Consider the following 26643-nt stretch of genomic DNA (forward strand, 5'->3'; position numbering starts at 1 on the left):
AGACGCCCGGCTCTGGTCACATAGCTGCCAATACGGGCGCGGAAACTTCTGACAGTGGTGTTAGCTGTGTGTAACGGAGGCAGGTTGGGTACGTTGCTGAAGGTAGGCCGTCACCTGCCCGACGGTGGCACGTGCCGACCGGCCAACGCCAATGATCGTGGCCGAGGCAAAACCCGTCCAGGCTCCGAAGCCAACCAGCCATAAGCCCGGTAGCTGAGTTGCTCTGGTGCCGTCTGTGGCGACACGGCCGCCCTCGTCTACAACCCCAAGCGGACGCAGATAGTCAGTAGCCGGCTGAAATCCGGTGCACCAGATGATCGCATCAAAGGCCTCCTCCCTCCCGATGGGCGCGCCGTTGGGCGAACTATCGGCCCAGCGCACGCCAGTCAGGGTAAAGGATTCGAAGGGGCGAACAGCTTTCAACACACCTCGATCACGTGCTTCTTTCACGGCAGGCACCATTACAATAGCGCCCAGCGAACGAATTGGTGTTGTTGCTTCGCCAGCCTGTACTGCCTGATACTGCTGGGAAGCGCGGTTGAACAGCACCCGACCATCTACATCGTCGGGCAGGTAAGCGGGTTCGGTGAGCGTTACCCAAACGGTGGTTGCTACCTTCGAGACCTCGGCCAGCAGTTGAGCCCCTGAGTTGCCGCCACCAACGATCAGCACTCGCCGACCAGCAAAGGGTTCAGGACCTGTATAGGCAGCCGAGTGAACCTGAAAACCGGTGTACGTTGCCAGGCCTGGGTACGTGGGACTATATGGCTTAGTCCAGGTGCCCGTCGCGCAAATTACCGCCCCGGCCCGCCATACACCCCCATCGGTATGAATCAGGTAGTGCTCATGGTCGCGGGTAATCGAATCAACCCGCACCGGCCGTTCAACAGGCAGGCTATAGCGGGTTTCATAGGCGGTCAAGTAGTTAACAACTTCGTCTTTTTTCGGAAAGCCGTCGTCCTCTGCTGCCACCTGTCGGGGCATTGGCCAGCCCGGCAGCGACGATGCCTCGGCGGGAGAAAACAGGCGTAACGAATTCCAGCCGTGCAGCCAGGCACCGCCCGGCTCGGGAGCCGCGTCGAGAATTACAAATGAATGGGGCGTGCGACGGAGAAAATACCCGACCGCCAGGCCGCTCTGCCCACCGCCAATCACCACAACGTCTATCTCATGCACCATCTTCCAAACTGATTTTGTCCTCTTACTTCGCTCCTGCTAGCGTCGCCACAAACGTAACACCGCCAGGTAATTACGTCACCGAAGCCGGTCATGGCGGCGGCTGATCGTTATCAGGCCCGCCGCCCTCAGATCAGCGTACTACGCCCCTGTAGCCCACCCGTGTGCACTGCCACCACCGTTGCCTGGTTTGGGAAGTAGCCGGTACGGGCTAGCTGGAACAGGGCAAAGAGCAGTTTCCCTGTGTACACCTGTTCCAGCAAAATGCCCGTTCTGACCTCAAAATCCCGAATAAACTGAAGCAAATCAGGTGTAGTTCGGGCATAACCGCCCTGATGAAAATCGGTTCGGATCACGACATTGTCGGGCAGGCAATCGGGCAATCCAGCAAAGTGAGCGTTCCCTGCATCGGGCACTTTCAGGGCCGAAATACCCAGCACCTGCACCCGCGCCGGAGCCGACAGCATCAGCCCCGCCAGTGTGCCGCCCGTACCCACGGCACAGGCAACGGTATCGGGCCACGTACCCAATTGCACATGCACTTCGGGCAGTATGTCGGCTGTTCCCCGGATAGCCAGTTCGTTTGTTCCGCCTTCGGGCACGATATAACATGGCCCAAACCGTTCCTGTAAGTCGGCTTGAAAAGCAGGTTCGGTGGCCCGCAGGTACGTCGCCCGGTCTACGAAGTGCAGCGTCATGCCCTGCTCCCGGCAAAAGGCCAGCGTAGTATTCAGCGGCTTCCCGGCGAGTTCATCGCCGCGCACCACACCAATCGTGTTGAACCCGAATACGCGTCCCGCTGCTGCTGTGGCATACAGGTGGTTGGAGTAGGCCCCGCCAAACGTCAGCAACGTACCCAGGGCCTGCTCCCTGGCTTCGAGCAGGTTGTGTTTCAGCTTGCGCCATTTGTTGCCCGATACCAGCGGGTGCAGTAGATCATCGCGCTTCAGATACAGGCGAATCGGAACAGGCTCGGGAAACGGGTCGGGCAGAAAAACGAGAGGCGACTTCCCGACAATCTGGGCCAGTTGGGCCAGTAAATCAGACATGCTGCGTAATTTTACGGGAAACGTACCAATTACTTATGATCGATCAAGACACCCAGCCCGACGAGCTAGAAGACGATGACCTTTTTGAACATCACCGAATCGTCGTCGACGCGGGTCAGGCAATGCTTCGAATCGACCGGTTTTTAGATACGAAATTAGCGACTACGTCTCGAACCAAACTACAGTCGGCCATTGATGCCGGCGGCGTAAAAGTGAATGGCCAGGTTGTTAAGGCCAGCTACAAAGTAAAACCCGTCGATTTAATTACCGTGTCGCTTCCGCATCCGCCCCGCGACACCAATATTATCCCGCAGAATATTCCGCTCGATATTGTCTTTGAAGACGACGACCTCATGGTTGTCAATAAACCCGCCGGTATGGTGGTTCACCCCGCCCACGGCAACTGGGACGGCACCCTGGTGAACGCGCTGGTGTATTACCTCCAAAACCTGCCAACGACCCGCAACGGTGAAGGCCGCCCCGGTCTGGTGCACCGCATCGACAAAGACACATCGGGCCTGATGGTAATTGCCAAGACGGATTTTGCCATGAGTCACCTGGCCCGCCAGTTTTTTGAGCACACCATCGAACGTACCTACAATGCGCTTGTCTGGGGGGTGCCCGACCCGGAAAACGGCATGATTACCGGCTACATTGGCCGCTCGACCAGCGACCGGAAAGTGATGACCGTGTATGACGACGAGACCAAAGGCAAATGGTCGGTATCGCATTACAAGACCCTGGAGGCGTTGAATTACGTGTCGCTGGTGCAGTGTAACCTGGAAACGGGACGTACCCACCAAATCAGGGCGCACTTCCGCCACGTTGGCCACCCGCTGTTCAACGACGCTACCTATGGCGGTGACCGTGTTCTGCGCGGCAACCCCAATGGCACCTTCAAAGCCTTTGTCGACAACGCCTTCGCCTTATTGCCCCGACAGGCGCTGCATGCCCGCTCGTTGGGCTTCGAGCACCCACGTACCCAGGAATGGTATCAATTTGATTCACCCCTACCAGCTGATTTTCAGGCCGCTTTAGACAAGTGGCGCAACAAAGTATGATTAAGATCCGCACCGGCACCGAAGCCGATATCCCCCAAGTGTTTGACCTGATTGTTGAACTGGCCGTTTATGAAGAAGCTGCCGATCAGGTAACCAACAGCGTTGAGCAGTTGCTCGAAGATGGCTTTGGGCCTAACCCGTTGTTTCATTTTATGGTTGCCGAAGATGATGTAACGAAGAAACTCGTTGGCATCTCGCTGTATTACTTCCGCTACTCGACCTGGAAAGGAAAGCGGTTGTATCTGGAAGACATCATTATCACGGAAAGCCACCGTGGTCAGGGTCTAGGCAAAGAGTTGCTCGACGCGACGATCGCCAAAGCCCGTGAGCTGAACTGCACCGGTATGATGTGGCAGGTACTCGACTGGAATGAACCCGCCATTGGTTTCTACAAACAGTTCGGCACCCGTTTCGACGACGGCTGGACAAACTGCCACCTCGACTTTTAAAGGGGGTAATAGACTCTTTTACAGTATAAATTACAAAAAGAGCTTCGCGCTCTAGGCCCTTCCACAGATTCGGGGTGACACCGGGATAGCGTCCCACTCCCACTCAGGTTCGTCATGAACATCTGGATGTGAATTGTCACCCTGGGCGGAGTCGAAATGCCTGGGCACGAAGCCTTTTTTAGCAACGTACCTACACCCTACTTTCTCAAAAACCTCACGACTTGTTTGGCGAACTCGGCGGTGCCCATCGTTGAGTTGTGTGTTCCCGGAACGGTAGCCAGAGAGGCGTTAGGCAGGACTTTGGCCAGATCAACGGCTTTGCCATTGTCTTCATCCTGATCGCCCGAAATAACCAGAACCGGCTGTTTGATCCGCTTCAATTCACTCGGCAACGTCACCGGCTGAAACTGCTGCATATATTTCAACGCCGTCGTATCGGCTCCCGATTTAACCGCATAATCGACAGCCGGTTGCAAATCGGGATGACTACCGGGGCGGGCTAGTGCTTCGTAAAAATTACGCCGACGAATCCAGTTTGGGTCGGAGAAATCAAGTCCCATTCCGCCCAGCACCGCACGACGTACCTGATTGGCGGGCGCAACGGCCAGCAGCTTCGCCGCAACGATCGACCCGCGCGAATAGCCAACCACATCGTAATGCGAAAACCCGAGATGCTTCATCAGAGCTATCACATCATACGCCTCGATATCTTTTTCGTAGGCCGAGGCTTCATGTGGCTTATCTGAACGCCCATTACCCCGCAGATCGAGCGTGATAACGGTATGCCCGGAATCAGCCAGCATAGTGCGGAGGGAGGTGCGTTTCCACGATTCTCCGTTTCCAATAAACCCGTGAATGAGTACAACGGATGGCCCAGCACCGATTTTGTCGTAATGGATTTTTACCCCGTCAGCGGTTGTAAAGAGTGGCTCGCGGTCAGATTGGGCAACCGACACGGAGGCAATTAACAAGTGTATGAGTACCAGAAATACGGCTTTCATGGGCGTTTTATGTAGCGACGAAGCTCCAGCTCCGGTAATTATGAAAATTGCAAATCATTCTATTCAAGGCCCTGGACGCGAACATTTACTTTACCGTTCGCATGAACGACGGCCACCATCGCGGTAGGTGTCAGGTACACCTGATCCGGGCTTACCTGATCAATCTTGCCTGACAGCATGACGCCTTTTGCCAACGGGTAATTCGCCATTCGTTCCTGAATCGACTGTCGAACGGCATCGATCTGATCGCCGACGGGAAAAGTCAGGTTTTTCTCGAGGGTTTTAGCCAGTGTACTCTTTAGCAGCCAACTGGCTGCTTTCTGCAACAGGTTTCTGGTCTCCAGATCGTAAGTCAGATTCCGCAGCGTCACCGATCGGGTCTGCACATCGTAATACGGTTGACCACGCAGGTAAATATCGCCGGAAACGCTGCCCGAAATGCCCGCTTTGATGATCAGGTTTTCGTTTTGGCCGTACAAATCCAGGTCGGTGATGGTAATCGAATACGTGCTGAAGTTGAACGATTTACCAACCAGCTGTTTTTTGGCCAGTTCCGCCACTTCCGGGTAGGTTGCTTCGCCAATGATACCCACCCGAAAATCATCCTTCACAGTCGATACCACCGTCAGATCGGGTAAATCGGTAACCGGCCGAACGGCGGGTTTTGCACCAACAGTTGTCAGGGTGTGCCCTTCCAATCCGATAGTCGTGCGGATTTCGCCCTGTTCGAACCGCAGGGGGGTAATCAGCACCCGACGAGGCACCACCTGCAGCCAGGTACGGAACTCATCAGAAACGCTATAGGGCTCCCGAATGAGGTTCCAGGCCCGCAGTACCGGCGTTTTCAGGTCAATCTTCTCCCGTACCTGCTTATCGAGCGTTTGGGTAATCGTACCCAGATTATTAGTAATGGCCTTACTCACCAGGCCGGTAATAGGTATGTCGATACCCACCACGCGGACGGTTGGTTTGGTGATGTAATCGAAGCCATCGGCGGTTGTTTTAGTGCTCACCGTCCAATCTTTTTCGATAGAAAACCTAGTAGCAAAGCGCAGATCAATCTCGAACGTGGTCTCGCCCGACTGCATAAAACCCAGTACCTTTTTACCAGCTTTCGCCCAGATTTTCAGGGGTACGTTGAAATAAAACAGGCTGTCGCCTTGTACCATTCCTGCTTTTACGCTGATGGGACCCCGTTTCCATACTTTGGTCATAAACGGCGTACCACCCGCATCATCGTCGAATGTATTGTCTTCATAAATGAGCCCGCTCACTTGTGTATTGAGTTGGCGCTCCACGTCGGCAAGAGATATGGCAACCGGAACGTTGACGGTCGAAATAAGGGCATCGGTTCGTACGTCCATATTCGAGTTGGTGTAGTTCGCTTTTGGGGCGGTGGGGTTAAGTCGATTTGGTTTTCCGGGCTCGCAGGCGGCCATCGCCAGCAGGCAACCCGCAAGCAATAGTGCCTGCCGCCAGTTACTTAAGCGTGACCTTGGTGGCACCGTAACCAAACTTTTGTTTTTGGGCATCTTCAAAAAAACGAACATTAGGGTGGCGGCTCAAATGCCGGTGTAATTCCTGCCGGAGTTTGCCAGTGCCGACACCATGAATAAACGTGATATCAGACATCCCGCTGGCAATAGCATTCTCCAGGTTTTTCTCAAACGCCCGGAGCTGCACATCCACCAGGTCGCCCGGTGTTTTACCAAACTGTCCATCCGGTAGCAGTTTTTCAATATGCAGATCAACCACGGCAGCTGGCTTATCTACGGTGACGGTCCCCTGCTCCGACTTAGGTTCGAGCAGCGCTGTTTTAATTGAGTCGGCCTGTGGGTTCATGGAGGCGTTGCTGGCCTCATCGTCGAGCTGGAAGAGGTGGCCCGGCTGGGCCAGCACAGGTACGTTCTGTTTACTTTTAAAGAACGTCTGTGCACGCGGCTTCAATCGTTTTACAAGCGGTACACGCGGAGGTTGACCCGCACCCGGCCGGAAATAAAGCGCCTGAAATAGCAACGTGGGCCACTGCTCGAACCGCTCAATCAAATACATTTCGTTGAGCTTGATCTGGGTCTTAGCCTTAAGTGTGGCGCTTTGCAAACCGCGTGTTTTACTATCGCGCTCTTCCGTTACCGTCAGCAGAATATCCCAGTCGGTGTTGTTCACGATATGCAGAGCAATGTCGCGATCGTTCTGCGGTACGTAAGCCAGATACAGCCCCACATTCGACAGAATCTGCCCCGACGACGTACCCAGCGGCGCAGCTGTTCGCTGCGGAGCGAAGGTCTCGCGCACCTCTGCCGCCTGCCCCGAGGGCTTGAACCGCTCGGCCTCCATGGGTGATACTACAACCAATTCAGACTGCATCACCGGAATACGGAAACCATCCTCAATTTCAATTTCCACGCGGTTTCCGCTCAGAAAACGGACCACTACGCCCTGCTCTTTTGCCCGGATCATCCGGACTCTATCTCCAATATTCATAGTTTCTGGTAGTTGGCAAACAGGCTGACGTATACGCCAATCAGTTTGCTTATTTAATTTCCAGCCGGAGCCCTACCGTAAAGTTTCGGCGAGGGGCGGCATTGTAATAACGGTTTCCAACCGCGTTGAGGTCATAACCCAGGCTGTACGTCTGGTCGAGCAGGTTGTCGCCGCCCACGTACAGATCGGCGGCCAGATGCTTGCTCAGACTGCGGCGATAACCTGCCGTAGCCTGTAACAACCGTGTTGGGTCGGCCATGGCAGAATTGGCATCGTTCAGGGCAAACGGGGGCAGGAACTGGAAAGTCACATACGCATACAATCCACTCGAATGCACATAGTCGCCACCCCAAACACCGGTGAACGGCGCGACCCCTGGTACCTTGTTTCCCGACAGATCAGTGGCAAGTTGCTGGTAGTTCAGGTACGTATAGTCGGCCAGCGTCAGGCTTTGCCAAACTGTAAAGCGCGACCCTTGTCCCGTTTCCGACTGCCGGAGCAGGTCATAGCGCAACGATGTCTCCAGACCCGTTTGCCGCGTGTTGCCCGCGTTCACGAAAAATTCGGCGCCATTGGCCTGCGAGCGACGAACGATCGTTTCCCGCAACTGCAACGAGTAGCCCACCAGATCGAACTGGAGACGGTTGGCTAGGCGACCACGCAGACCCAGTTCGGCCTGTATGCCCCGCTCAGGATTCAGATTGGCGTTGAAGAAACCAGCCGACGACAACACCTCCTGACTTGTTGGGGCCGAGTATCCGCTGCTGACGTTAAAAAATGCTGACATGTTCTGACCCAGCGTTTTCAGCGCCGAAACCCGCAACAACCAAGCGGGTGTAAAGGACCGTTGCTGTGGTCCCGGACCCGGTTTACCGGCAACAGAGAAGCGGGTGAAGTCGTAGTTTGTTTCGTTGCGGCTTAACCCAGCGGTGAGTACCAGGCCAAGTGGCGTCATTGTTACCTCCTCCTGAACAAACACGTTCCACTGCTTCGCCCGTAGCTCATCATCGGTTTGCAAGGTATCAGGTTTACCCAGCCGGTTGCCAAAATTGCGGGAGCTGGTTCGGTTCGTTTGCCATTCACCCCCGAATACCAGCGTCATCGGCACACTGCCTTTTGCGTCTGTCTGCGCAAAGCGTGTCACCGAACGTACCCCAATTCCCTGGTCAGTACGGCGCTCGTAGTTGGTGATGAATGGGTTGTTGAATTCAGTAGATGAGCCGTATATTACGTTGGTAGTTTGCCAGCGGCTGTTCCAGGCCATTGTGTGTGACAATCCCAGGTAACCAAGTTTCTGGTAAATACCGGCTCCCTGTTCGGCGCTGCCGGGTATGGTGCGCGTGGCTGGACGCGATGCCTGCGGGTTGGCCCTGAACTGCGCTTCGGTAAGGCCACCGGGCGTTTTGTAGGCCAAATCAGAATAGATAAACAGGGCTGTCAGCGTTTGCCGGTCGTCGGGCCGGAAGCTTCCCGAGAGCGCTACATTATCGCGCGACATCCCGCTATGCTCCCGATAGCCGGTAGCCTGCAGATGATTTACGCTGACTGAGATTGCCGACCGGTCTGTGGCCGTCTGCGCGAGTACGCCGTAGCCTACCTGACCATAGCTCCCGCCCAGGGCGTTCACTTCAACGCGGTTGGTACCGGGGGCTACTGCCGGGCCGCTGAGCAGAACGGTTCCGCCTGTGTTGGCGCCGTACAGACTACCCGACGGCCCCTTGATTACTTCTACCCGCCCCAACATGCGTACATCGAGCGCGTTCAATGGCGTGTTGCCCGCAGCGTCGGTCAGGGGAATGTCCTGGTAATAGACTTTTACATTTCGAATACCAAACGGTGATCGAATCAGGCTGCCGCGAATCGATAGGCGGTAACTACCCGGCGACCGCTCGTCCATGCGCACACCGGGCAGCGTATTCATCGACGAAACGAGGGAGGGCGTGGCGAACCGCTGCACCAGTTCACGCCGCGACAGCAGGCCGACCGATGCGGCCGTTGTGAGCAATGATCGGTTACTTTCATATGCCCGAACTACCACTTCATCAAGTGACCGGGCTGTTAGGGTATCTTGCGTATTGGCTAGCCCATCAACGGGTGACTGGGCTAATGCAGGAGCGATGGCAAGGAGTAATAAGCCGCTTAATACAGGTAAAGTGGTCATAGATCGGTAAAAGTACAGCCAGCCAGTTGTAAGTACGTTTAGGAGGTACTCTTTTTCCCTATGTAACACGATATCCCCGCCTATGGTCCGCCACCGATCAATTTTCGCGCACGCTTATCGATTGAGAGCTACCCGGATAACCGCTGTTAAACCTTATTATTTTAGCTTAAAATCGGCCAAAATGGACCGTTTACCACCATTCAGGTGTTTTTTATATGATGGAAAACGTGCTGGAGAATCGTGTGGAGAGTGCGCTGAAAACCGACGGTCGGTCGGCGCGGATATGGATACCAAAGCGGGTGTTATTTACGCCCGACGCCCTGAATGAGCCCTTTGGTCAACAGATTTATGAGCGGGTATCGGCGCTGAATCTGCCCATCGAGGTGATGAAGAACAACCGCCTTACGGGCCTTCGCGGTGCCGACGAACGCGAGACATATCGGATTGCCAAGAACACGCTGGCGGTTGTGAACGCGCCCCCCTCGGCCATGCGGTTGCAGCCCATCCCCCCCTCGGCCGACTGGCAAATGAACCTGGCAGAAGGCTGCCCGGCCCACTGTCAGTATTGTTACCTGGCGGGTAGTCTGCAGGGACCACCTGTTGTGCGGGTCTACGCTAATTTACCTACCATGCTGGCTCACACGGCTACCTACGAAGGCACGTACCCACCCAACAAAAGCTGGCAGACCACAGACCAGCATCGGCCAACTACATTCGAGGTAAGCTGCTATACCGACGTGCTGGGCATTGAACACCTGACCGGCGGACTGGCCGAGTGTATCCGCTATTACGGTACCCGCGACAACGGGCAGCTTCGGTTCGTGACCAAATACGATCAGGTTGACAGCCTGATCGACCTGCCGCATAACGGACAGACAAGGGCCCGGTTCAGCCTGAACGCAGAGTCGGTAGCGCGGAAGCTGGAAGGTGGTACGGCGTCTGTTGAAGCCCGCTTACAGGCGTTGCGCAAGCTGGCAGTGCCCCGCGAATTGGGCGGCGGAGGTTATCCGGTCGGTGTAATAATAGCCCCCATCATGCCTATTCCGAACTGGCGGGAAGAGTACACCAGCCTGCTCGATCGCCTATACGCAGCCCTCGACTATGGCGAAATTGGCACCAGACTCGACCTGAACGTGGAATTTATCAGCCATCGCTTCACGCCCGGTTCCAAGGACGTGCTCATGCAGTGGTACCCGAATACATCGCTCGATATGGATGAGGCAGGACGAGCGCAGAAACGCAACAAATTCGGCGGTACCAAGTACGTGTATCAGCCTACCGACATGCAGGAGTTGAAACGGTTCTTCTACGACGAGTGGGCGAAGCGGTTCCCGGCAGCCCCTATCCTGTACTGGACCTAATCACTATATGCAGTTGATCAGCCATCTCGCAGGGATATGATTCGCATAATTCCTACGTGATGACTGATCAGCCAGCCTTAGATTCACTCCTCTTTTCAGAACACGTAATTACGGGCGCGGAACTGAATGGTCAGGCCGAGTGATACAGTGGCCATGCTCAACGTTTTAGAGCTGGTAAATGTAGTCTGCTTCGCTACCGCCCCGACTGTTGACTCCAGTGGAACGTCTGCAAACGTAAACGATGACGAACTGTAGTCACCATTCATGTGGAGCGCAATGGCTGGCGTCAGTCGGTAGCGAGCTGTGAGGCCAATACCCGCCGAAATTGTTTTTGATTCCTGGTTGTCGGCACGTATTATCGTAGCCTGCTGATTGAGTTTTCCCTGTATGCAGGTTTCGGGACAGGTAGCCCAGATCTGTCCTGCTAAAGCATGGATGTCAAGCGAAACACGACCAACTGGAATGGTGACGTATGGCCCCAGCATGATACTGCGCGTTTGCCATTGACCGGCACGCCCGGTGGCGGGAGCTACAGTCAATTGATCGCCTGGCAACTGACTATAGCGGCCAAGCATGGCAGTAGGGTCAATTCCGTTGGCCGTCTGTTCGTACCGCGCCATCAGCCCAAGTGGCCCGGCCATACGGTACCCACCCGACACGCTCATTACTTGCCCACGGATAGCCATACCACTGCTTTGTTCACCAGTGAGCTTGCCAAACGTGCCCATCGGCTGGCTGATACCTGCCGAAATAGAAATAAATCCGTTCTTTTGGAGGGTGTTGAAAATAAACGCTTTTTGCGCCATCGCCATTGAGGCGGTCAACATCATCAGAAAAAGTAAAGAGGTCCGTTTCATCGAGTAGCGTGTTTTGTTACTGTACATACCAGTGTACCAGACTCTTCACAAATGCAATGCCACAATTAGCGGACGGTTGATTTCCCACTTGCCATGCCTGCCCTCAACACCATCAACATATTGACTTTACTATCTGATAATCAACAGAATAACAGCCCTTTTTTTAGTAAAGGCTTACTACCTTCCTACCGCTATAATCCAGCATGGAGCTACGTACGGCCCGACTCAAATCTGTTTTTTACGGCAATCAGCGTTTTCGCCCTACAACGGTTGATGCCCTTCCTAACGCCCGATGAGCGTGCACTGGCCGGGCCTATCTGCACGTTAGCTACGCCACTCTTCGGGCGCTTTAAGAATAAGGATGGACTGGAAACGTATAATTTCTACGGCACCACCCCCACTGACCATTTCCCGAATGGCTGGTTAATGCACCGGCTGCGGCATTTTCAGCTTCCCGACGATATCGATGATACGGCAATGGTGTACCTGACCACACAGCCATCGGACGAGGCGCTTCGGTTTTTGTCCGAAAAACTAGGTAAACACGCCAACAGAACCCGGTTGACTAGTCAGACTACATTTCCGGACTACCGCAATTTGCGTGCATACTCAACCTGGTTTGGCCTCAATATGCCGATCGAATTCGACGCCTGTGCAATGGCCAACATGCTGTATGTAGTGTATGAATATGGTCTACCGCTCGATGTGCACGCCCAGGATAGTCTGGCTTATCTGGCCGATATTTTGGCGACTGACCGCTACCGCACCGATCCGTTTCGCTGCGCGCCTAATTACGCCCGTGCTCCACTAATCCAGTATCATCTGTCCCGGCTCGTGGGTAGGTTTAATCCCGCTCCGTTCCAATCAGTCCGCCCAAAACTCATTGCCGATCTGCTTACCGATTTTGGGCAAACGACCAGCCGACTTGATAAACTGCTGCTGGCTATATCGCTGATGCACTTGGGTGAAACACCACCAGCCGACGTGCCTATACCGGGCATTGAGGATGAGTTTGCCCATTTCTCATTTTTTATCGCAGGCCTGCTATCAGCCTATACGCAGCCCTGGCTACATCGCTGGGCAGATCGTCCGTTCTGGCATATCAAATGGCGTTGCGACGATCATTGCCGTGTATTACTGCTGGAATACCTCGTTTTGCAGCGTAGCCTGGCAAACAGGAAGAGCCAACTGGTACAAGCCAGTTAAACTTCAGCAGGTGCAAGCAGTGCTGATTCGTGTCTATTCACCCACAGCAGGCCTAATGCCGACACCATGGTGAGCCCCAACATGACCGACCATAATGTTTGAAAGCCAAACCGCTCGGCCAGTTGTGTACCAACAAGTGGGCTACATACTTGCGACAATGCCCAGGCCATGGAATACAAACCCAGATACTGCCCTCGATTTCGATCGTCGGATCGATTCGCAGCGAACGTAAGCAGGAAAGGCATAGCCAGCATCTCGCCGACCGTGATTAGTATAATGGTCACCCAGGCAATGCCGGGCCACTGGGTAAACGTCAGCACAAATAGTGATACGCCGGTGAGCAAAACTCCCGCTACCGAAATAAGCAGCTGCTGTTGCACACGACGTTCCAGGCCATAAACTAAAGCCATTTCCAGCGCTACAATCAGCAGGCCATTAGTCGCCATAAACAACCCGATCTGCCCTTCACCAGCACCCAGCTGCTTTTTGAAGTAAAGCGGCAAGAGGCTGAAAAACTGCATGAAAGCGGTCAGATACAGAAACATACAGGCGGTAAATACCAGATAGACCCCATCGCGGTAGGCAGATCGGGCAACGGTGCTGTATGCCTCACGCGCATTGGCAACCGTCTGAGCGTGGTTAGGTCGAGGCAGGGCAGCAAGCATGTATACGGCCGCACTAATGCAGGTAAGCCCATCCACCCAGAATAAAAGTCGGTAATCGATTCCGGCGAACAGCCCACCCAAGCCACCACCCACGGCCCAACCCAGGTTGATGGCCAATCGGTTTAGCGAAAAGGCTCTGGTCCGGTTGTCGGGCGTACTGTAATAGGCAAAAGCCGCTGAATTGGCGGGTCTGAACGCATCGCCGAGCGCGGTAAAGATGAATACGGTAACGCACAGCCATTCAAACTGAGTGATAAACTGGAGAAAGATCAGCATGAGCCCGCCAAACAACAGGCTGGCCACCTGAATGCTGTAAAACCCGATTCGATCGGTGAGCTTGCCCCCCAGAAACGTACCCAGCAGTGAACCGATACCAAACAGGGCCAGCACTACACCCGTCTGCTCAACCGAAAAGTGAAGATGCTGGGTCAGATACAGCGATAGGAATGGCAACACCATCGTACCCGACCGGTTGATCAGCATTACGCCTGCTAACAGCCAGACAGACCGGGGTAGCCCCGCATACGCATTCCGATAAAGTTGTAGCACCATATAAGACAACGATCAACCAGCAGCGAAGAACGTACAAGGCTACCAATAACCAAGCAGGTTCGAACCGACCGAGATTAGGTTGGGTGCTATTTTATTATTGCTGATTGCTGACAATCTTTTTATCTGTGATCTGCTCCCGGTGTTCGTCGATGAATGCTTTGAAAAGGCGTATCTCCTCAAGCTGCCGCTCAATCGAATGGGTAAGGGCGTAACTTTCCACGTATACGTCGTTGAAGTCGGTAACCAAGTACTCCATCAGTTTTATTCCGTGCCGTTTCAGCGCGTGCAGGTACAGATTCTGGTGATTGAACAAGTAACGGCCGGGCTGATAGGAGCTAGTCGTTTTTATGTCAACTGCTTTGTATTTACCGATTAGGTCAACGTACCCATAAAAAAGTACATCATCAATCTGCCACTGACAGTAAACCTGGGTATCTACAATGGGACGAGGCAGTAACTTACGCATTTTTTGAAGAATGCTCGCGTCAAACTGTTCCTCGCCAGTGCCTTTGATCAACGTCTCTTCAAACGAAATCCCCCGCTGTTGGGCTTGTGTTGTGGGTGAGGGCACCCGATTGATCGCATCAAGTACCTGCTGCTCGGTGAGGTTGCCTCCGTTCAGGAAACGGGAAAAGGTATTTAATAACGTAGGATAAAACCGGTAGGTTGGCAGCATAAAAGTTTCAGGTTTCAAGTAACAGGCTTCAGGTGCTATGCTGATCAACCAAATAGGTAAATAGCATAGTACCTGAAGCCTGTTACTTGAAACCTGAAACCAGCTTACAAAGTTACCCGACCTTACCCAGTGCCACCAGGGCCGTGAGGGTAGGCACCGGGCTGCCCCCTGATTTTTCAACGGTGATCGCGAACGTATCGGCTGACTGAATAGGACGATTGGTCTGCTGGAGCGAGTACCGCTCTATCCGGTTCTGAAACACACCAGCATCTACTGGTTTTCCATCTACCAAAGCCCAAAGCTGATATTGCTTATCGGCCGGCAGGTCAGGTAAACGCTCTACTTCCAGGGTCACCTGCTTTTTCTGACGATCCCAGTATACAATTACATCGGCAGGATCACCGTCTGGTTGAGCTGCTGCCAGCCGTATTGTTTTAACATCCGGTTGCCGCAACAGCGCCAGCAGTTGCGTATCGCGATTCTGCTGCTGACGTAAGAGCCCCATTTCAGCTTGTAGCTGTACGTTTGTCTGAGCCATCTGGTCGGCAAACGCTCGTTTTTGCTGTAGTTGATTTATCAGGAAGTAAGCAAAGGCAATCAGCACCAGGCCAACCGCTGCTGCTGCAACCCACGCAATCTGAAACACGGGGCGCTCTCGCTGAAGGGGAATCACTTTCGTCTCTTCGGCCGAGACAGCGGGCAGTTCCTGATCGGCAAATGTCAGCCGCTGCCGGATTTTCTCCTGCAAACTAGCCGGGGGGGCTACGCTGTGCATAAGCGCATAGTTTTCCAGCGCCAGGGTCAACCGATCGAGTTCTTGACGGAGCTCGGGATAAATCGCCGACAGACACTCCACCTCACGCCGTTCCTGATCACTGACGGCACCTAATGCGTAGGATTCCAGGATACCGGAGGTTACGTAGTCGGGAATATTCATTGGCTAAATAAAAATTTAAGTTCTTGTAGAACAGTGCGTAGTCGATTAAGTAGTGAATGTTCAGTTTCCTGTCCAGACTCAGCTAATTGAGAGACAGATTCTCCCCGAAAATAAACTGCATTGATTAAAGTACGTTGTTCTTCTGTAATTGGATTGTCGATCACTTCGTAATCGATCGTAGAGACATCAGCTGTTGGTTCCCTCCTTGCCAGCGTAGCGGCTATCTCTGCCCGGGCACGATTCAACAACCAGGTCAACAGCCTTGTTTTTCGCGGATTAAACTGGTCAAATTCAGTCCAGGCTTTCACAAACACGTCTTCTACAACCTGAGTGGCTGCTGGTTCACCCAACGACGTAAGAATAACCCCGTAGAGTACATGAGCGTACTGATCGTATAACCATTGAAAGGCCACTTCGTCGCGCCTACTCAGCTTACGGAGCAATAAATCTTCTGGTACCAGAAATGCCTGAGTCTTCACGATACGTGGGTATGGTGGTCAAATATAGCCAAATGAACGAATTCTTGGGGTTGATTAGCGTAGGTCATCGGCTTTAATGGTACGAACCCACATTTCTTTTCCGCTGACGTCATAGGCTCGAATCGTTAGCAAACGGGCACTGATGGGGCCACTCAGCTCCATTGTGGCAAAATTGCGTTCGGTTAGCAGGGTTCCGGCAACAACGGTTGGCTGAGCCAATTCAGAGGCGGTTGGTTTCGCAGGCCCGGAGGTCAGTGGCGAGATAGTGATGTCGTAGAGGGGATACGTACCTGGTCGTGCCAACTTGTGGATAATACTATGGTGACGGTCACCAGTAATGAACAGTACACCCGGAACCTGCGCTTCGGCCAGTCTGGTAAGCAATTGGGTACGTTCAGCACTGTAGTTAGCATAGTTTTCATGAATAGCAGCCGGGTTAATGATCTGCCCACCCGTGACCACAAACTTAAACGTAGCCTTGCTGAACCGAAGAGCATCGATCAGCCACTCAAGTTGCCGGTTACCGAAATAGGGCTTAGCCGCCCCAGTGACTCCCCCGTCGGGCTGGGCATTTGGTGCCCGGAAAGTGCGGTCATCAAGCATAAAAAACTGGCAATCGCCCCACGTAAATGTACCGGCACACCCTTCGTCAAACGCAAAATTGGGATTCGCCCAGAAGAGTTTAAAGGCTTCAAGCGTGACCGGTTTCATCCAGAAACTTCGATCCGAATCATCGGGGCCGTAATCGTGATCGTCCCAGATGGCGTAGTTGTGTGTGCTGGCAAGCAGGGGCTGCATCTCGGGCAGTGAACGGGTGTGCGTATACCGCTTCATCACACCTGTTCGCGAATTCCAGTCTACTTCGCGGGTATAGGTGTTATCGCCGGTCCAAAGCATAAAGTCAGGCTTTCGGGCGCTGATGCTGGTAAAGATGCCATATTTATCGCCGTATGGGGTTCCAGGCCGGTCGTAGGGAGGTTCATTCACATATGTGCAGCTGCCAACGGCAAACGTAAAATTGGGCGGGTCGGAGCGAAATTGCCAGAGCGGTTGTGTCTTAAACGTAGTTGGGTAGGGCCGCTTTATCTCCTTTCCGTTCACCAGGACAGTATAGTCATATTGCTTCCCCGGCTCCAGGTCATCGGCCACAAGGTGAGCGGTTAAAAATGTAGCTGCCGTGGTGCCTACCTCTGCCGTCACCTTGGCGGGGGTTTTTGTTCCGCGCTCAGCGTACCTGATCTGAACCCGGGCAGGCTGTCTAGTTTGTACCCATAGCATTACCTCCCGCATATCGGCATACCCCAGCATTGGTCCCGATTGAATCAGTGAACCGACCTGCTTCGTAGTAGTACGATCGGATCGCTTAGCAGAGACCCGTAGTGGCTGTGCACAAAGGGTTTGCACACTAAATAAACTAAAAAGTAACCAGCTACTGGCATTAAGCATGAGACGATTCACCTTTGTTGACGGGCTAAAATAAAGGATTAGGCAATTGTCACCGATAATAACTGAAATGTAAGTCAGTTTTTTTTCTTCCTAGTGAGGCAGCGCTCGCCGGCGCCGTGTGTTCAGGTAGAACAAACCCCATAGCCACCGCACCTTGGCCCTCCGTCGATCAAATTGTATATTTGCGATCTCTTTTGCCTGACTATGCACGCTCCTTATCAGATACAAGGCCTCGATACACTGACTATCGCTCAGCAATTTGGCCTGCCCCTTTATTTATACGATGCTGACCGGATCATCCGGCAGATCGACACGTTTCGTTCCTCGTTCACAGGGGTCAATCTGAAAATAAAATATGCCGCAAAATCCCTCACTAATCTGTCGATCCTAAAGCTGATGCGCACGCAGGGCGTAGACGTCGATGTAGTGTCGGTCAATGAAGCGCGACTGGCCATGCTGGCGGGTTATACGCCACAACAGATTATGTACACGCCCAGCGGCAATGCCTGGTCTGAAATTCAGGAAGCCATTTCGCTTGGGCTGCGACTGAATGTCGACAGCCTGCCGTTGCTCGAACAGGTTGGCCAGAACTACGGGGCCAGTGTGCCCGTTTGCCTGCGCATCAACCCAAGCGTAGCCGATGGTGGTAACTTTAAAATACAGACGGGGCACGCCAACTCGAAGTTCGGTATTCCTAATGACTACCGGGACCGTATTGCCGCTGTGGTGGCTCAATATGATATGGTCGTTATTGGCCTGCATATTCATACCGGATCGGACTTTAAAGATGCAGGTACGTTCCTGAAGGGGGCTTCGGTGCTGTTTGATATGGCCGCCGACTACCCCGATCTTCAGTTCATTGATTTTGGCAGCGGTTTTAAAGTGGCCTACCGGGAAGGTGACATCGTGACTGACCTTGCCGATTTGGGGACCAGGGTATCGGCGGCCTTTCAGGCTTTTTGCCAGCGCTACGGCCGCGAACTGGAACTGTGGTTCGAACCGGGCAAATACCTGGTGAGCGAAGCCGGCCATCTATTAACGCAAGTGAACATAGTGAAGCAGCATCCAACCCGCCGCTTCGTGCAGGTCGATTCGGGTCTGAACCACCTGATTCGTCCGATGATGTATGACGCCTGGCATGATATTGTCAACGTGTCAAATCCAGATGGCGAGCCTACTCTATACGACGTAGTGGGCTACATTTGCGAAACTGACACATTTGCCACAGACCGCCTGTTACCCGAGGTACGTACCGGTGATGTACTATCGTTTGAAAATGCCGGCGCCTACGGATTCAGTATGGCTTCAACGTATAACCTCCGCGAACGGCCGGCTGAAGTAATGGTCTATGAAGGCCAGGCACACCTGATTCGCCAGCGTGACACCTTCGAGGATCTGACACGGGGCATGGTGGATATTGATGTATTTACAACTGTTGAAACAATTTAAAAAGGGTTTGAAGTTTGTCTTTCGAGGTCTGCAGTTGCTTCGCTCTTAGCAGCACAACCACAACCCTAAAAATACAGGCAACAAACTATTCCTAAAAAAATGGGACGCGCATTTGAATACCGGAAAGCCCGAAAAATGAAACGGTGGGGGCAAATGGCCAAAACCTTCACCCGTATTGGTAAAGACATTGTTATTGCTGTAAAAGCAGGTGGTCCAGACCCCGATACCAACGGACGTCTGCGGGCCATCATTCAAAATGCCAAGGCCGCCAACATGCCCAAAGAGAATGTGGAGCGGGCTATCAAAAAGGCATCATCGAAAGAGCAGGAAGACTACAAGGAGATCGTATACGAAGGCTATGCCCCTCATGGCGTGGGTCTGGTCATTGAGACGGCCACCGATAACCTGAACCGTACTGTAGCCAACATCCGCAGCTACCTCAACAAACTGGGCGGTAGCCTAGGCACGCAGGGTATGCTCGACTTTATGTTTACCCGGAAATCGGTGTTCCGCATTGCGGCCGAGGGTATAGATATGGAGGAACTGGAGCTGGAACTGATTGACCTGGGTGCCGACGAACTGGAGTTGGACGAAGAAACGAATCAGATTGTCATTTACGGCGATTTCACAGCCTTCGGGGCCCTTCAAAAATACCTGGAAGAAAAAGGGTATGAACTGAAAGGGGCTGAATTCGAACGAATTCCAACCGACTACAAAGAACTGACCGACGAGCAGGTTGCCGATGTAGAGAAACTCATTGAGCGGATCGAAGAAGACGACGATGTGCAAATGGTTTATCACAACATGCGGTAAGCCATTCGCAGTTTTTGGCTGGCTGATGAACGTACCTGGATGTGTAGGGCCAGGTACGTTCATCAGCCATTTTTTTGTCTGCCTGTTAAACGTTCCCGCTGGTTGTATACATCAATTAATTAAACGGTAACTGTGACGAATTACCTACTTTCGTATATTGTTGGTTGATCTACTCGACCAGCTAACCGTGCTCACGATTACCCTCAAATTAGCCTCTGACCTATCACCTAACGAGGTCATGGGCTTGTACGATCTGGCCCGCCAAACCGGATTTCCACTGGAAAGCGGGTACCTGGAGCGTGCGCATTTTGAGCACAATCCAACGCTCGTGCTGGCACATCAAGGTCAACAGCTGGTTGGTTTTCAGTCATACAATACCTATCGGATAAAAACACCTTTTTTCCGTAAATCTGTACCGTTCATCTACGGCGGACTAGCCTTTCAGGACAATTCTGTAGCTGGCCGTGGGCTAGGCTATCGACTAAGTCGCTTTTACATGCAGCATACGATTGGCAGGTTCTTCTTTCTCCGTAAGTATGCTTTTGCCATCCGCACACCAACGCCCAGGCTCATTCAGATTTTGGCAGTACAGCACCAGCTAGTGCATTATAAAAATGACTTGCTGACACCCGACGTGCTGCAATTTGCCCAGCAGTTTGTTCGCACGGTTCGCCGGTTTCAAGAGCCGGTAGACAATCAGCTGGTGGTGCATTGCAATCCTATTCGCGCCGATATCAGCAGTCAGTGGCCAACCCTATTTAAAGCCACGGATGAGTATTACAATGAGCTGGTTTACGAGGCGGGCCTGGTTAGGGTTGAGGGTGAAAAGCGGTTCATCACGGGCAAATACCTTTTGGTGCTCGGTCACTCATCGATCCGGCAATTGCTACGCTCCTTTACCGCGTAACATCGCCGGGCTGACCGACCGGTACATAAGCAGTTGCCAGCCTGCCGTCAAATACGGAGCCTCTCTGCTTAGCTGCCCAGCGATTTTTGTATCTTTACGGGCCAACGACAATGCCTGTGACAAAGACCTTTGCTCAACTCGACGAACTGAATACCGTAGCTCAAGAACTCATTGAGGAAGCAGCGAATCAACACGTATGGCTCTTCGAAGGCGAGATGGGCGTAGGGAAAACGACATTAATTAAAGCGCTTTGCCGGGCTGTTGGCGTGGTCAGCGTGGTACAAAGTCCCACATATGGGCTGGTTAATGAGTACACTACCCGCGCCGGAGAATCGGTTTATCACTTTGACTGCTATCGCCTCCGGAACGAAGCTGAAGCGATGGACATTGGCCTGGAAGAGTACCTCGATTCGGGCAGCTATTGCTTCGTCGAGTGGCCCGAACGCATCGAATCACTTTGGCCCACGCACTATTACCACATCAGCTTATCCTCTGATCCTGCCGGCATTCGTACGGTAACAACCCAACTTAAGTAGCAGTTGCCCACGTACTATGACTGGTTTTGAAGAATTAGCCAAGCAAACAGCCCTTTACACAAAGGAGTCTCCCGCCACGGTAAGAACTACCCAGAGCAGTTTGCTGATTGGCCTGCCCAAAGAAGTATCGCTGCAGGAAAATCGCATTGCACTCACCCCCGAAGCCGTTGCTATTCTGGTTCGGAATGGTCATCAGGTTATTGTTGAAACCAATGCGGGCGTCGGAGCCAAATTCAGCGATTCAGATTATAGCGAGGCAGGCGCTCAGATCGCTTATTCGCCCAAAGAAGTATTCGAAGCCAACCTGATTCTGAAGATTGAACCATTGGTCGACGATGAGTTTCAGCATCTTAAAAATGGCACAACCGTTATTTCAGCGCTTAACCTACCGGCACGCGAACGGGCGTACTTCGAGAAACTAAACGCCAGTAACGTTACCGGTATCGGCTACGAATACATTGAAGATCAAGCGGGCGGTATGCCCGTCATTCGGTCGATGAGTGAGATGGCAGGTAGTACTGTCATGCTGATCGCGGGCGAATACCTCAGCAGCAGTGCCAACGGTCGGGGTATCATTCTGGGCGGTATCACAGGGGTGCCTCCCACCAAAGTTGTGTTTCTGGGGGCGGGAACGGTAACCGAATACGCCACGCGCACGGCACTCGGTATGGGTGCCGATGTGAAGGTATTCGACAAAGACTTATATAAACTACAACGGTTCAAGTATGCCGTAGGTACATCGGTGTACACCTCTATTCTGGATTCAGATACCCTGACGGAGGCTATTGAACGGGCCGACGTGGTCATTGGTGCATTGCGGGGCGAAGATGGACATAGCCCGGTTGTAGTGACCGACACCATGGTCAGCCGCATGAAACCAAACTCGGTTATCATCGACGTGGCGATCGATCAGGGGGGAAATTTCGAAACTTCGCGAATGACATCACACAAGCATCCCACGTATCGGGTGCATGATGTCATTCACTTCTGCGTCCCCAATATTGCTGCGCGCGTATCACATACCGCCAGCATAGCCCTCAGCAACATTTTTCTACCCTTTTTACTACAGACGGGCACCAACGGTGGAATCGAAGCGATGATCTACGCCAACCGGTGGTTTATGAAAGGAGTATATTGCCACAAAGGCTCACTGACAAACCTGTATATGGCCCGCAAATTCGGGATGCGCTTCAAAGACCTGGAACTGTTGCTTGGCGCATCGAGGTTTTGAACGGTTTGTTCGTGGTTTGTCGTTTGTCATCTATAGTTGCGCTGCTAAATTACCAATCCGTAAACAGGCAACGTAACCATAAACCTCAAACGACAAACTACATACAGCTTTGATTAACAACAGCAACGAAAACGTCCTGCTGGACGATGCCAATTCGCCCGATCTGAATAAAAAATTGATGGGCATTGTATCGACCGATTTTGTCAAGGTCGCCGATCAGCTAAAGGAAGCCTCGTATCAGATTCGCAAACGGGGTTTCTCAGACTATCCGGTTTTCGTGGCCTCGAAAAAAGAGGTACCCATTGGCCAGCTTTTGTATGCGGAAGGTGATCTGGGCAACTCATTTACATACAATGCCTCGTTTTACGATGAGTTTGTACAACGCGAACTCATAGGCGAAGACTCGTATGAGCTGTGGAAAGAGCACTATAAGAACCCCGACGAGTATTGCTGCCTGTTCGTGCTCATTGGTGAGTTCACCGGCTTCATCTACATTCCCTACCCGGAAGATTAACGTCGGCTGTCTCATTGCCGGCAAAGCTTGCAGAGTGAACAGGTCTTATGCAGAGTCTATTTGCACCGGCGGCGGCCCGTTCATTCTACTGAGCCCGCCCAAAAGTTAATCGCGTTGCCAATCCATTTTCGGAAAGTATGCGGGTTTACTTGAAAACTCGCTACTTTTGCAGCAGATTATGGGTGCCCAATGCTAGTCTCTGTACTGGCCCGACGGCTTAATAGGGAACATCGGTGAAACCAGACATGGTCAATCCGGGGCTGTCCCCGCAACTGTAACGCTCTTAGTACGAGCCGATTGATCTACATCGCCACTGGATTCATGCAGTCTGGGAAGGTGCAAATCGGTGAGCGAAGCCAGGAGACCTACCCCTAATTCGCTGCTGCAGGGGCCACACGGAGGATGTGCCACCTACCGCCCGAATACCCAGACCCATTCGCCGGAGGGTCGTTGTTGATTGACCAGTTACCATGTTTCGTTTCACAGCTACTTTGCTGTGGTTCAGCGCGTTGTGTACATCATACGCTCAGGACTCATCGTCGGTAAGGCAATTACAAGCCGTTACTGTGCGTGGTTTTGTGCCCCTACACTTCATGGCTGGGCTAAAAGTCCAACGAATAGACTCCGCCCTGACCGAAGCGTATCGCTACCAGACACTGGCCGATCTGCTGGCGCTCCAGGCTCCGATGCAATTTAAAAGTTACGGCCCCGGCCAGCTCACTACAGTCGGGCTGCGGGGTACGTCGGCCAGCCATACGGCCGTGTTGTGGAATGGCATCAACATCAATCCTCCCACACTGGGTCAAACCGATTTTTCAACAATTCCGGTCAATGGGTTCGACCAGCTCAGTATCCAGTATGGTTCGGCTGCCTCGGTAGTTGGCAGCGATGCCGTAGGTGGTAGCGTTCTGCTCAACTCGGCCCCCAGCTGGGCACAACCCGGCCTCACAGCCACAGCGGGGTACCAGTTTGGAGCCTGGGGCAGTGAACAGGCACAGGTAGGCGCGCGGTTCAGCACGGCAGGGAGTGGCGGGCAACTGGCGGGAAAAACGCTGGTTTACGGTGGTACCAATCGCTACGTACCCAACTACCGGGAGCGCGACGGATACCCGATTGAGCCCTCAGAAACCGGCCAGCGTGGCTTTATACAAGATCTTTTTTACCGGAATAAACGACAGCAACAGCTGGCCCTTAACATCTGGCTGACTGACAACAAATTAACCGCCTCGCCCGCCGATTCGGTTGGTCGCGAGACCACACGTACCCAGGCTTATCGCTTCCTGACCAGCTTTGAGACAGGCGAAGCCCGGTCCGGTCGATGGCTGTCGGGGCACACGTTGCTCCGGGCGGGCTTTATCCGGGACATTACCGATTATGGCAAAGGAAAAACGTTTGAGACCGACCCCAGCCATGCCGAGACCGACAAAGTACTGGTGCGCGCTGAACACGAAGTACAGCAAATCGTTGGGTCAGGTACGTTGACGGTTCGCGCCGGTGCCGAATGGGCCCACTACACAGCCCGCGTCGACGGGTATACAGGCGGGCTTCTGTACGAACAACGGGCTGATCTATATGCACTGACGAGGTATCAGCCGGTAAGTCGGCTGGTTATGTCACTCAATCTCCGTCAGGCATTTGTTACCCGCTACAATCCGCCTTTTACCCCCTCGGTTGGTATTGAATACAGCCTGATCGAACGGCTTCGGTGGCGATTGGTCGGTCGGGCTAACCTGGGCCGAAGCTACCGGGTGCCCACCCTCAACGAGCGGTACTGGAAAACGCTGGGAAATCCCGATGTGCGGCCTGAACGTGGCGTTTCGCAGGATGCAGGGCTAACCTGGAATCGGAACGTCCCCGGCCTGGTGGCGTCGCTCGGCATGAGTGTATTCCGCAATCACGTGATGGACTGGACTTACTGGAATCCGGAAAAGGGCTACCGTGTAGAAAATTTGCAGGAAGTGCTGGCAAAGGGCCTGGAAATTCAGGGACAATTTACTCGTAAGCTGGGTAGTTGGCAGTTCGGCGGGTTTGGCCAGTATGCCTATACCCGTTCGTTTCAATTGGCGACTTATTCACCGGCAGCCTTAAGCGTAATTGGCAAGCAACTCATCTATTTGCCCCTGCATACAGCTTCGGTCAATGCTTTTTTACAGCATGGTCCGCACCGCCTGACGTTAACCTGGCAAGGTACCGACCGCAGGCCTTATACATTCGACAATAGTCAGTATCTTCCCGATTATCAATTGGTTAACCTATTGCTTCAGACTACCGTCAGTACAGGACGGTGGCAGGGCAGGGCTATCCTGCAGGTTGATAATCTGCTGAATGAATTTTACCTTAATGTAAAACGAAACGCCATGCCGGGCCGGAGTGTGGCGTTAACACTTGTTTTAACGGCGAAGACAAAAACAGATCACAACTTATGAAAACAACCCGCGTGAGCCTTTTCGGCGCGCTCCTTTCAGCGTCGATTTTAGCAGCTTGTACCAAAGAAACCGAACCCCAACCTACAGGTCCCTTTACCAATGGTGTGTTTGTTCTGAACGCCGGTAACTTCTCCGACAATAATGGCACCCTGTCATGGCTAACCCGGACAGGCAGCACTGCGCAAACCGACGTTTTTCAAACACGTAACCGGCGGCCTCTCACCGGGCTGGTCGAGGGGTATGTAGAAGCAGGCAACCGGGGCATTATTCTGGTCGATAACATGTCGGCTGGTCTCGATAAAGTGGAAATCGTGACCAGCGACTCACTCCGGTCGATCAAAACCCTTGGTGCACCCGACATCGAAAACCCGCGAGCTGCCGTGCGCATCAGCGACACCAAAGTGTACGTGACCTGCTGGGGCGCAACCGGAACGTATCCCAACTTCTACGTCAACCCCGGGTACGTGGCAGTCATTGACTTAACCTCGAACACCGTTACCAAAAAAATTGCGGTACAGAAGGGTGCCGAGGGCATTACGGTAGTCGGCAATGAAGTATTTGTGACGGGCGCTGGTGGCGAAAAACTGGTGCAGGTCATCAACACAGCTACTGACGCCATCGTCGGAAGCATGGCGGTACCCACAGATATCAGCGAGCTTGTTGCTGATGCTGACACTAAGCTTTGGGGATTCGTCGGTAAAAACGCGGTTCGTATCAACCCGTATACCCGTTCAATTGAAGCTACCATTCCGGTAGGGGCGGCTACTAACCAGAGTTCACCTGGTGACCTTACCGCAAGTGCCGACCGCCGGTCGTTCTATTATAAGTATACCGGCTACGATGCCAGTTATAACGTGGTGGGCCAGTTATACCGGTTTGGCATTTCCGATGTGGCCATTACCCCTACCACCCCCGTCGTCAACCGTTCATTCACCGGATTCACCGGCTTAGGTTTCGATCCGGCTACGAACACGATTTATGCCGGGGTGACACCAAGTTACAAACAGGCTGGGTACGTGTATCGCTACCAGGCAACCGGCCAGGTGATCGATTCCGTCCGGGTTGAAATTGCCCCCAGCGAGTTCTATTTCAAGTAGCCTGATGCGCTATCGGCGCGGACTATGTTGCTGACCGGCAGGCTGTGTGATGGTGCGGGACTTATACCCTCAGGTATTGCACAGCTTGTCGGTCAACTGTTCTATTGACC

Annotated in this window: 24 protein-coding genes and 1 riboswitch; of the genes, 12 read left to right on the top strand and 12 right to left on the bottom strand. The window is 53.2% G+C overall.

Going from position 1 to position 26643, the window contains the following annotated elements; genetic code table 11:
* Positions 1–60: 60 nt before the first annotated feature.
* Positions 61–1179 carry an ArsO family NAD(P)H-dependent flavin-containing monooxygenase gene (locus tag F7231_RS13115; protein ID WP_166692213.1) on the bottom strand — a complete coding sequence of 373 codons (1119 nt, stop codon included), beginning with the start codon at positions 1177–1179 and terminating at the stop codon, positions 61–63.
* Between the two features lie 125 nt (positions 1180–1304).
* Positions 1305–2225 (bottom strand): 1-aminocyclopropane-1-carboxylate deaminase/D-cysteine desulfhydrase, encoded by a 921-nt coding sequence (locus F7231_RS13120; RefSeq protein WP_166692214.1) that lies wholly within the window; start codon positions 2223–2225, stop codon positions 1305–1307.
* Between the two features lie 35 nt (positions 2226–2260).
* Here F7231_RS13120 and F7231_RS13125 point away from each other — a divergent pair, with 35 nt between their 5' ends.
* A complete protein-coding gene (locus tag F7231_RS13125) occupies positions 2261–3286 on the top strand; it encodes an RluA family pseudouridine synthase (protein ID WP_166692215.1) in 1026 nt (341 codons plus the stop codon).
* The gene (locus F7231_RS13130) at positions 3283–3735 is read left to right on the top strand and encodes a GNAT family N-acetyltransferase (protein WP_085413444.1); all 453 of its coding nucleotides are present in this window, start codon (positions 3283–3285) and stop codon (positions 3733–3735) included. Before F7231_RS13125 ends, F7231_RS13130 begins: the two co-directional genes overlap by 4 nt.
* Positions 3736–3932: 197 nt before the next feature.
* On the opposite strand, the gene F7231_RS13135 is transcribed toward F7231_RS13130, so the two are convergent.
* Genes F7231_RS13135 through F7231_RS13150 form a run of 4 tightly spaced genes read right to left on the bottom strand, consistent with a single transcriptional unit; the run spans position 3933 to position 9381 of the window.
* A complete protein-coding gene (locus tag F7231_RS13135; protein WP_166692216.1) occupies positions 3933–4736 on the bottom strand; it encodes an alpha/beta fold hydrolase in 804 nt (267 codons plus the stop codon).
* A 59-nt stretch (positions 4737–4795) separates the two neighbouring features.
* The gene (locus tag F7231_RS13140; RefSeq protein WP_166692217.1) at positions 4796–6268 is read right to left on the bottom strand and encodes a DUF4403 family protein; all 1473 of its coding nucleotides are present in this window, start codon (positions 6266–6268) and stop codon (positions 4796–4798) included.
* On the bottom strand, positions 6216–7220 hold the full coding sequence (locus F7231_RS13145) for a DUF8465 domain-containing protein (RefSeq protein ID WP_085413442.1): 1005 nt from the start codon (positions 7218–7220) through the stop codon (positions 6216–6218). Before F7231_RS13145 ends, F7231_RS13140 begins: the two co-directional genes overlap by 53 nt.
* 49 nt (positions 7221–7269) lie before the next feature.
* A complete protein-coding gene (locus F7231_RS13150) occupies positions 7270–9381 on the bottom strand; it encodes a TonB-dependent receptor family protein (protein WP_166692218.1) in 2112 nt (703 codons plus the stop codon).
* 215 nt (positions 9382–9596) lie between these two features.
* On the opposite strand from F7231_RS13150, the gene F7231_RS13155 reads away from it, so the two are divergent.
* Positions 9597–10742, top strand: a complete 1146-nt coding sequence (locus tag F7231_RS13155) for a spore photoproduct lyase family protein (protein WP_229369886.1) — start codon at positions 9597–9599, stop codon at positions 10740–10742.
* A gap of 95 nt (positions 10743–10837) precedes the next feature.
* Here the strand turns inward: F7231_RS13155 and F7231_RS13160 are convergent, their stop codons facing one another.
* The gene (locus F7231_RS13160; protein ID WP_085413440.1) at positions 10838–11599 is read right to left on the bottom strand and encodes a hypothetical protein; all 762 of its coding nucleotides are present in this window, start codon (positions 11597–11599) and stop codon (positions 10838–10840) included.
* Positions 11600–11719: 120 nt separating this feature from the next.
* Between F7231_RS13160 and F7231_RS13165 the strand changes: the two genes are divergently transcribed.
* Positions 11720–12805 (top strand): hypothetical protein, encoded by a 1086-nt coding sequence (locus F7231_RS13165; RefSeq protein ID WP_208295593.1) that lies wholly within the window; start codon positions 11720–11722, stop codon positions 12803–12805.
* On the opposite strand, the gene F7231_RS13170 is transcribed toward F7231_RS13165, so the two are convergent.
* The 5 genes from F7231_RS13170 to F7231_RS13190 all read right to left on the bottom strand — a co-directional run bounded on the left by F7231_RS13170 (position 12802) and on the right by F7231_RS13190 (position 17518).
* Positions 12802–14022 carry an MFS transporter gene (locus tag F7231_RS13170; protein ID WP_166692219.1) on the bottom strand — a complete coding sequence of 407 codons (1221 nt, stop codon included), beginning with the start codon at positions 14020–14022 and terminating at the stop codon, positions 12802–12804. The genes F7231_RS13165 and F7231_RS13170 overlap by 4 nt on opposite strands.
* Before the next feature lie 94 nt (positions 14023–14116).
* Positions 14117–14698, bottom strand: a complete 582-nt coding sequence (locus F7231_RS13175; RefSeq protein ID WP_166692220.1) for a PD-(D/E)XK nuclease family protein — start codon at positions 14696–14698, stop codon at positions 14117–14119.
* A gap of 112 nt (positions 14699–14810) precedes the next feature.
* The gene (locus F7231_RS13180) at positions 14811–15635 is read right to left on the bottom strand and encodes an anti-sigma factor (RefSeq protein WP_085413436.1); all 825 of its coding nucleotides are present in this window, start codon (positions 15633–15635) and stop codon (positions 14811–14813) included.
* The gene (locus F7231_RS13185; RefSeq protein ID WP_166692221.1) at positions 15632–16114 is read right to left on the bottom strand and encodes an RNA polymerase sigma factor; all 483 of its coding nucleotides are present in this window, start codon (positions 16112–16114) and stop codon (positions 15632–15634) included. Before F7231_RS13185 ends, F7231_RS13180 begins: the two co-directional genes overlap by 4 nt.
* A 54-nt stretch (positions 16115–16168) precedes the next feature.
* Positions 16169–17518, bottom strand: coding sequence for an alkaline phosphatase D family protein (locus F7231_RS13190; RefSeq protein ID WP_229364910.1), 1350 nt, complete (start codon positions 17516–17518; stop codon positions 16169–16171).
* A 246-nt stretch (positions 17519–17764) separates the two neighbouring features.
* On the opposite strand from F7231_RS13190, the gene lysA reads away from it, so the two are divergent.
* From lysA to F7231_RS13230, 8 genes are all read left to right on the top strand, one after another.
* A complete protein-coding gene (gene lysA / locus F7231_RS13195) occupies positions 17765–19009 on the top strand; it encodes a diaminopimelate decarboxylase (protein ID WP_166692222.1) in 1245 nt (414 codons plus the stop codon).
* A 99-nt stretch (positions 19010–19108) separates the two neighbouring features.
* On the top strand, positions 19109–19822 hold the full coding sequence (locus F7231_RS13200) for a YebC/PmpR family DNA-binding transcriptional regulator (RefSeq protein ID WP_085413432.1): 714 nt from the start codon (positions 19109–19111) through the stop codon (positions 19820–19822).
* Between the two features lie 157 nt (positions 19823–19979).
* Entirely contained in the window at positions 19980–20729 is a 750-nt protein-coding gene (locus F7231_RS13205) for a hypothetical protein (RefSeq protein ID WP_085413431.1), read from the top strand.
* A gap of 110 nt (positions 20730–20839) precedes the next feature.
* Positions 20840–21265 (top strand): tRNA (adenosine(37)-N6)-threonylcarbamoyltransferase complex ATPase subunit type 1 TsaE, encoded by a 426-nt coding sequence (tsaE, locus tag F7231_RS13210; protein WP_166692223.1) that lies wholly within the window; start codon positions 20840–20842, stop codon positions 21263–21265.
* Positions 21266–21281: 16 nt separating this feature from the next.
* On the top strand, positions 21282–22496 hold the full coding sequence (locus tag F7231_RS13215) for an alanine dehydrogenase (protein ID WP_166692224.1): 1215 nt from the start codon (positions 21282–21284) through the stop codon (positions 22494–22496).
* A gap of 109 nt (positions 22497–22605) precedes the next feature.
* Positions 22606–23010 carry a hypothetical protein gene (locus F7231_RS13220; RefSeq protein WP_085413428.1) on the top strand — a complete coding sequence of 135 codons (405 nt, stop codon included), beginning with the start codon at positions 22606–22608 and terminating at the stop codon, positions 23008–23010.
* 163 nt (positions 23011–23173) lie between these two features.
* Positions 23174–23397: riboswitch (cobalamin riboswitch) on the top strand.
* Positions 23398–23480: 83 nt separating this feature from the next.
* On the top strand, positions 23481–25436 hold the full coding sequence (locus F7231_RS13225; RefSeq protein WP_166692225.1) for a TonB-dependent receptor plug domain-containing protein: 1956 nt from the start codon (positions 23481–23483) through the stop codon (positions 25434–25436).
* Positions 25433–26533 (top strand): DUF5074 domain-containing protein, encoded by a 1101-nt coding sequence (locus F7231_RS13230; RefSeq protein WP_166692226.1) that lies wholly within the window; start codon positions 25433–25435, stop codon positions 26531–26533. Before F7231_RS13225 ends, F7231_RS13230 begins: the two co-directional genes overlap by 4 nt.
* The last annotated feature ends 110 nt before the right edge of the window (positions 26534–26643 follow it).

Origin of the sequence: Fibrivirga algicola (assembly GCF_011742925.1) — a bacterium.
GTDB classification, from domain to species: Bacteria; Bacteroidota; Bacteroidia; order Cytophagales; family Spirosomataceae; genus Fibrella; species Fibrella algicola.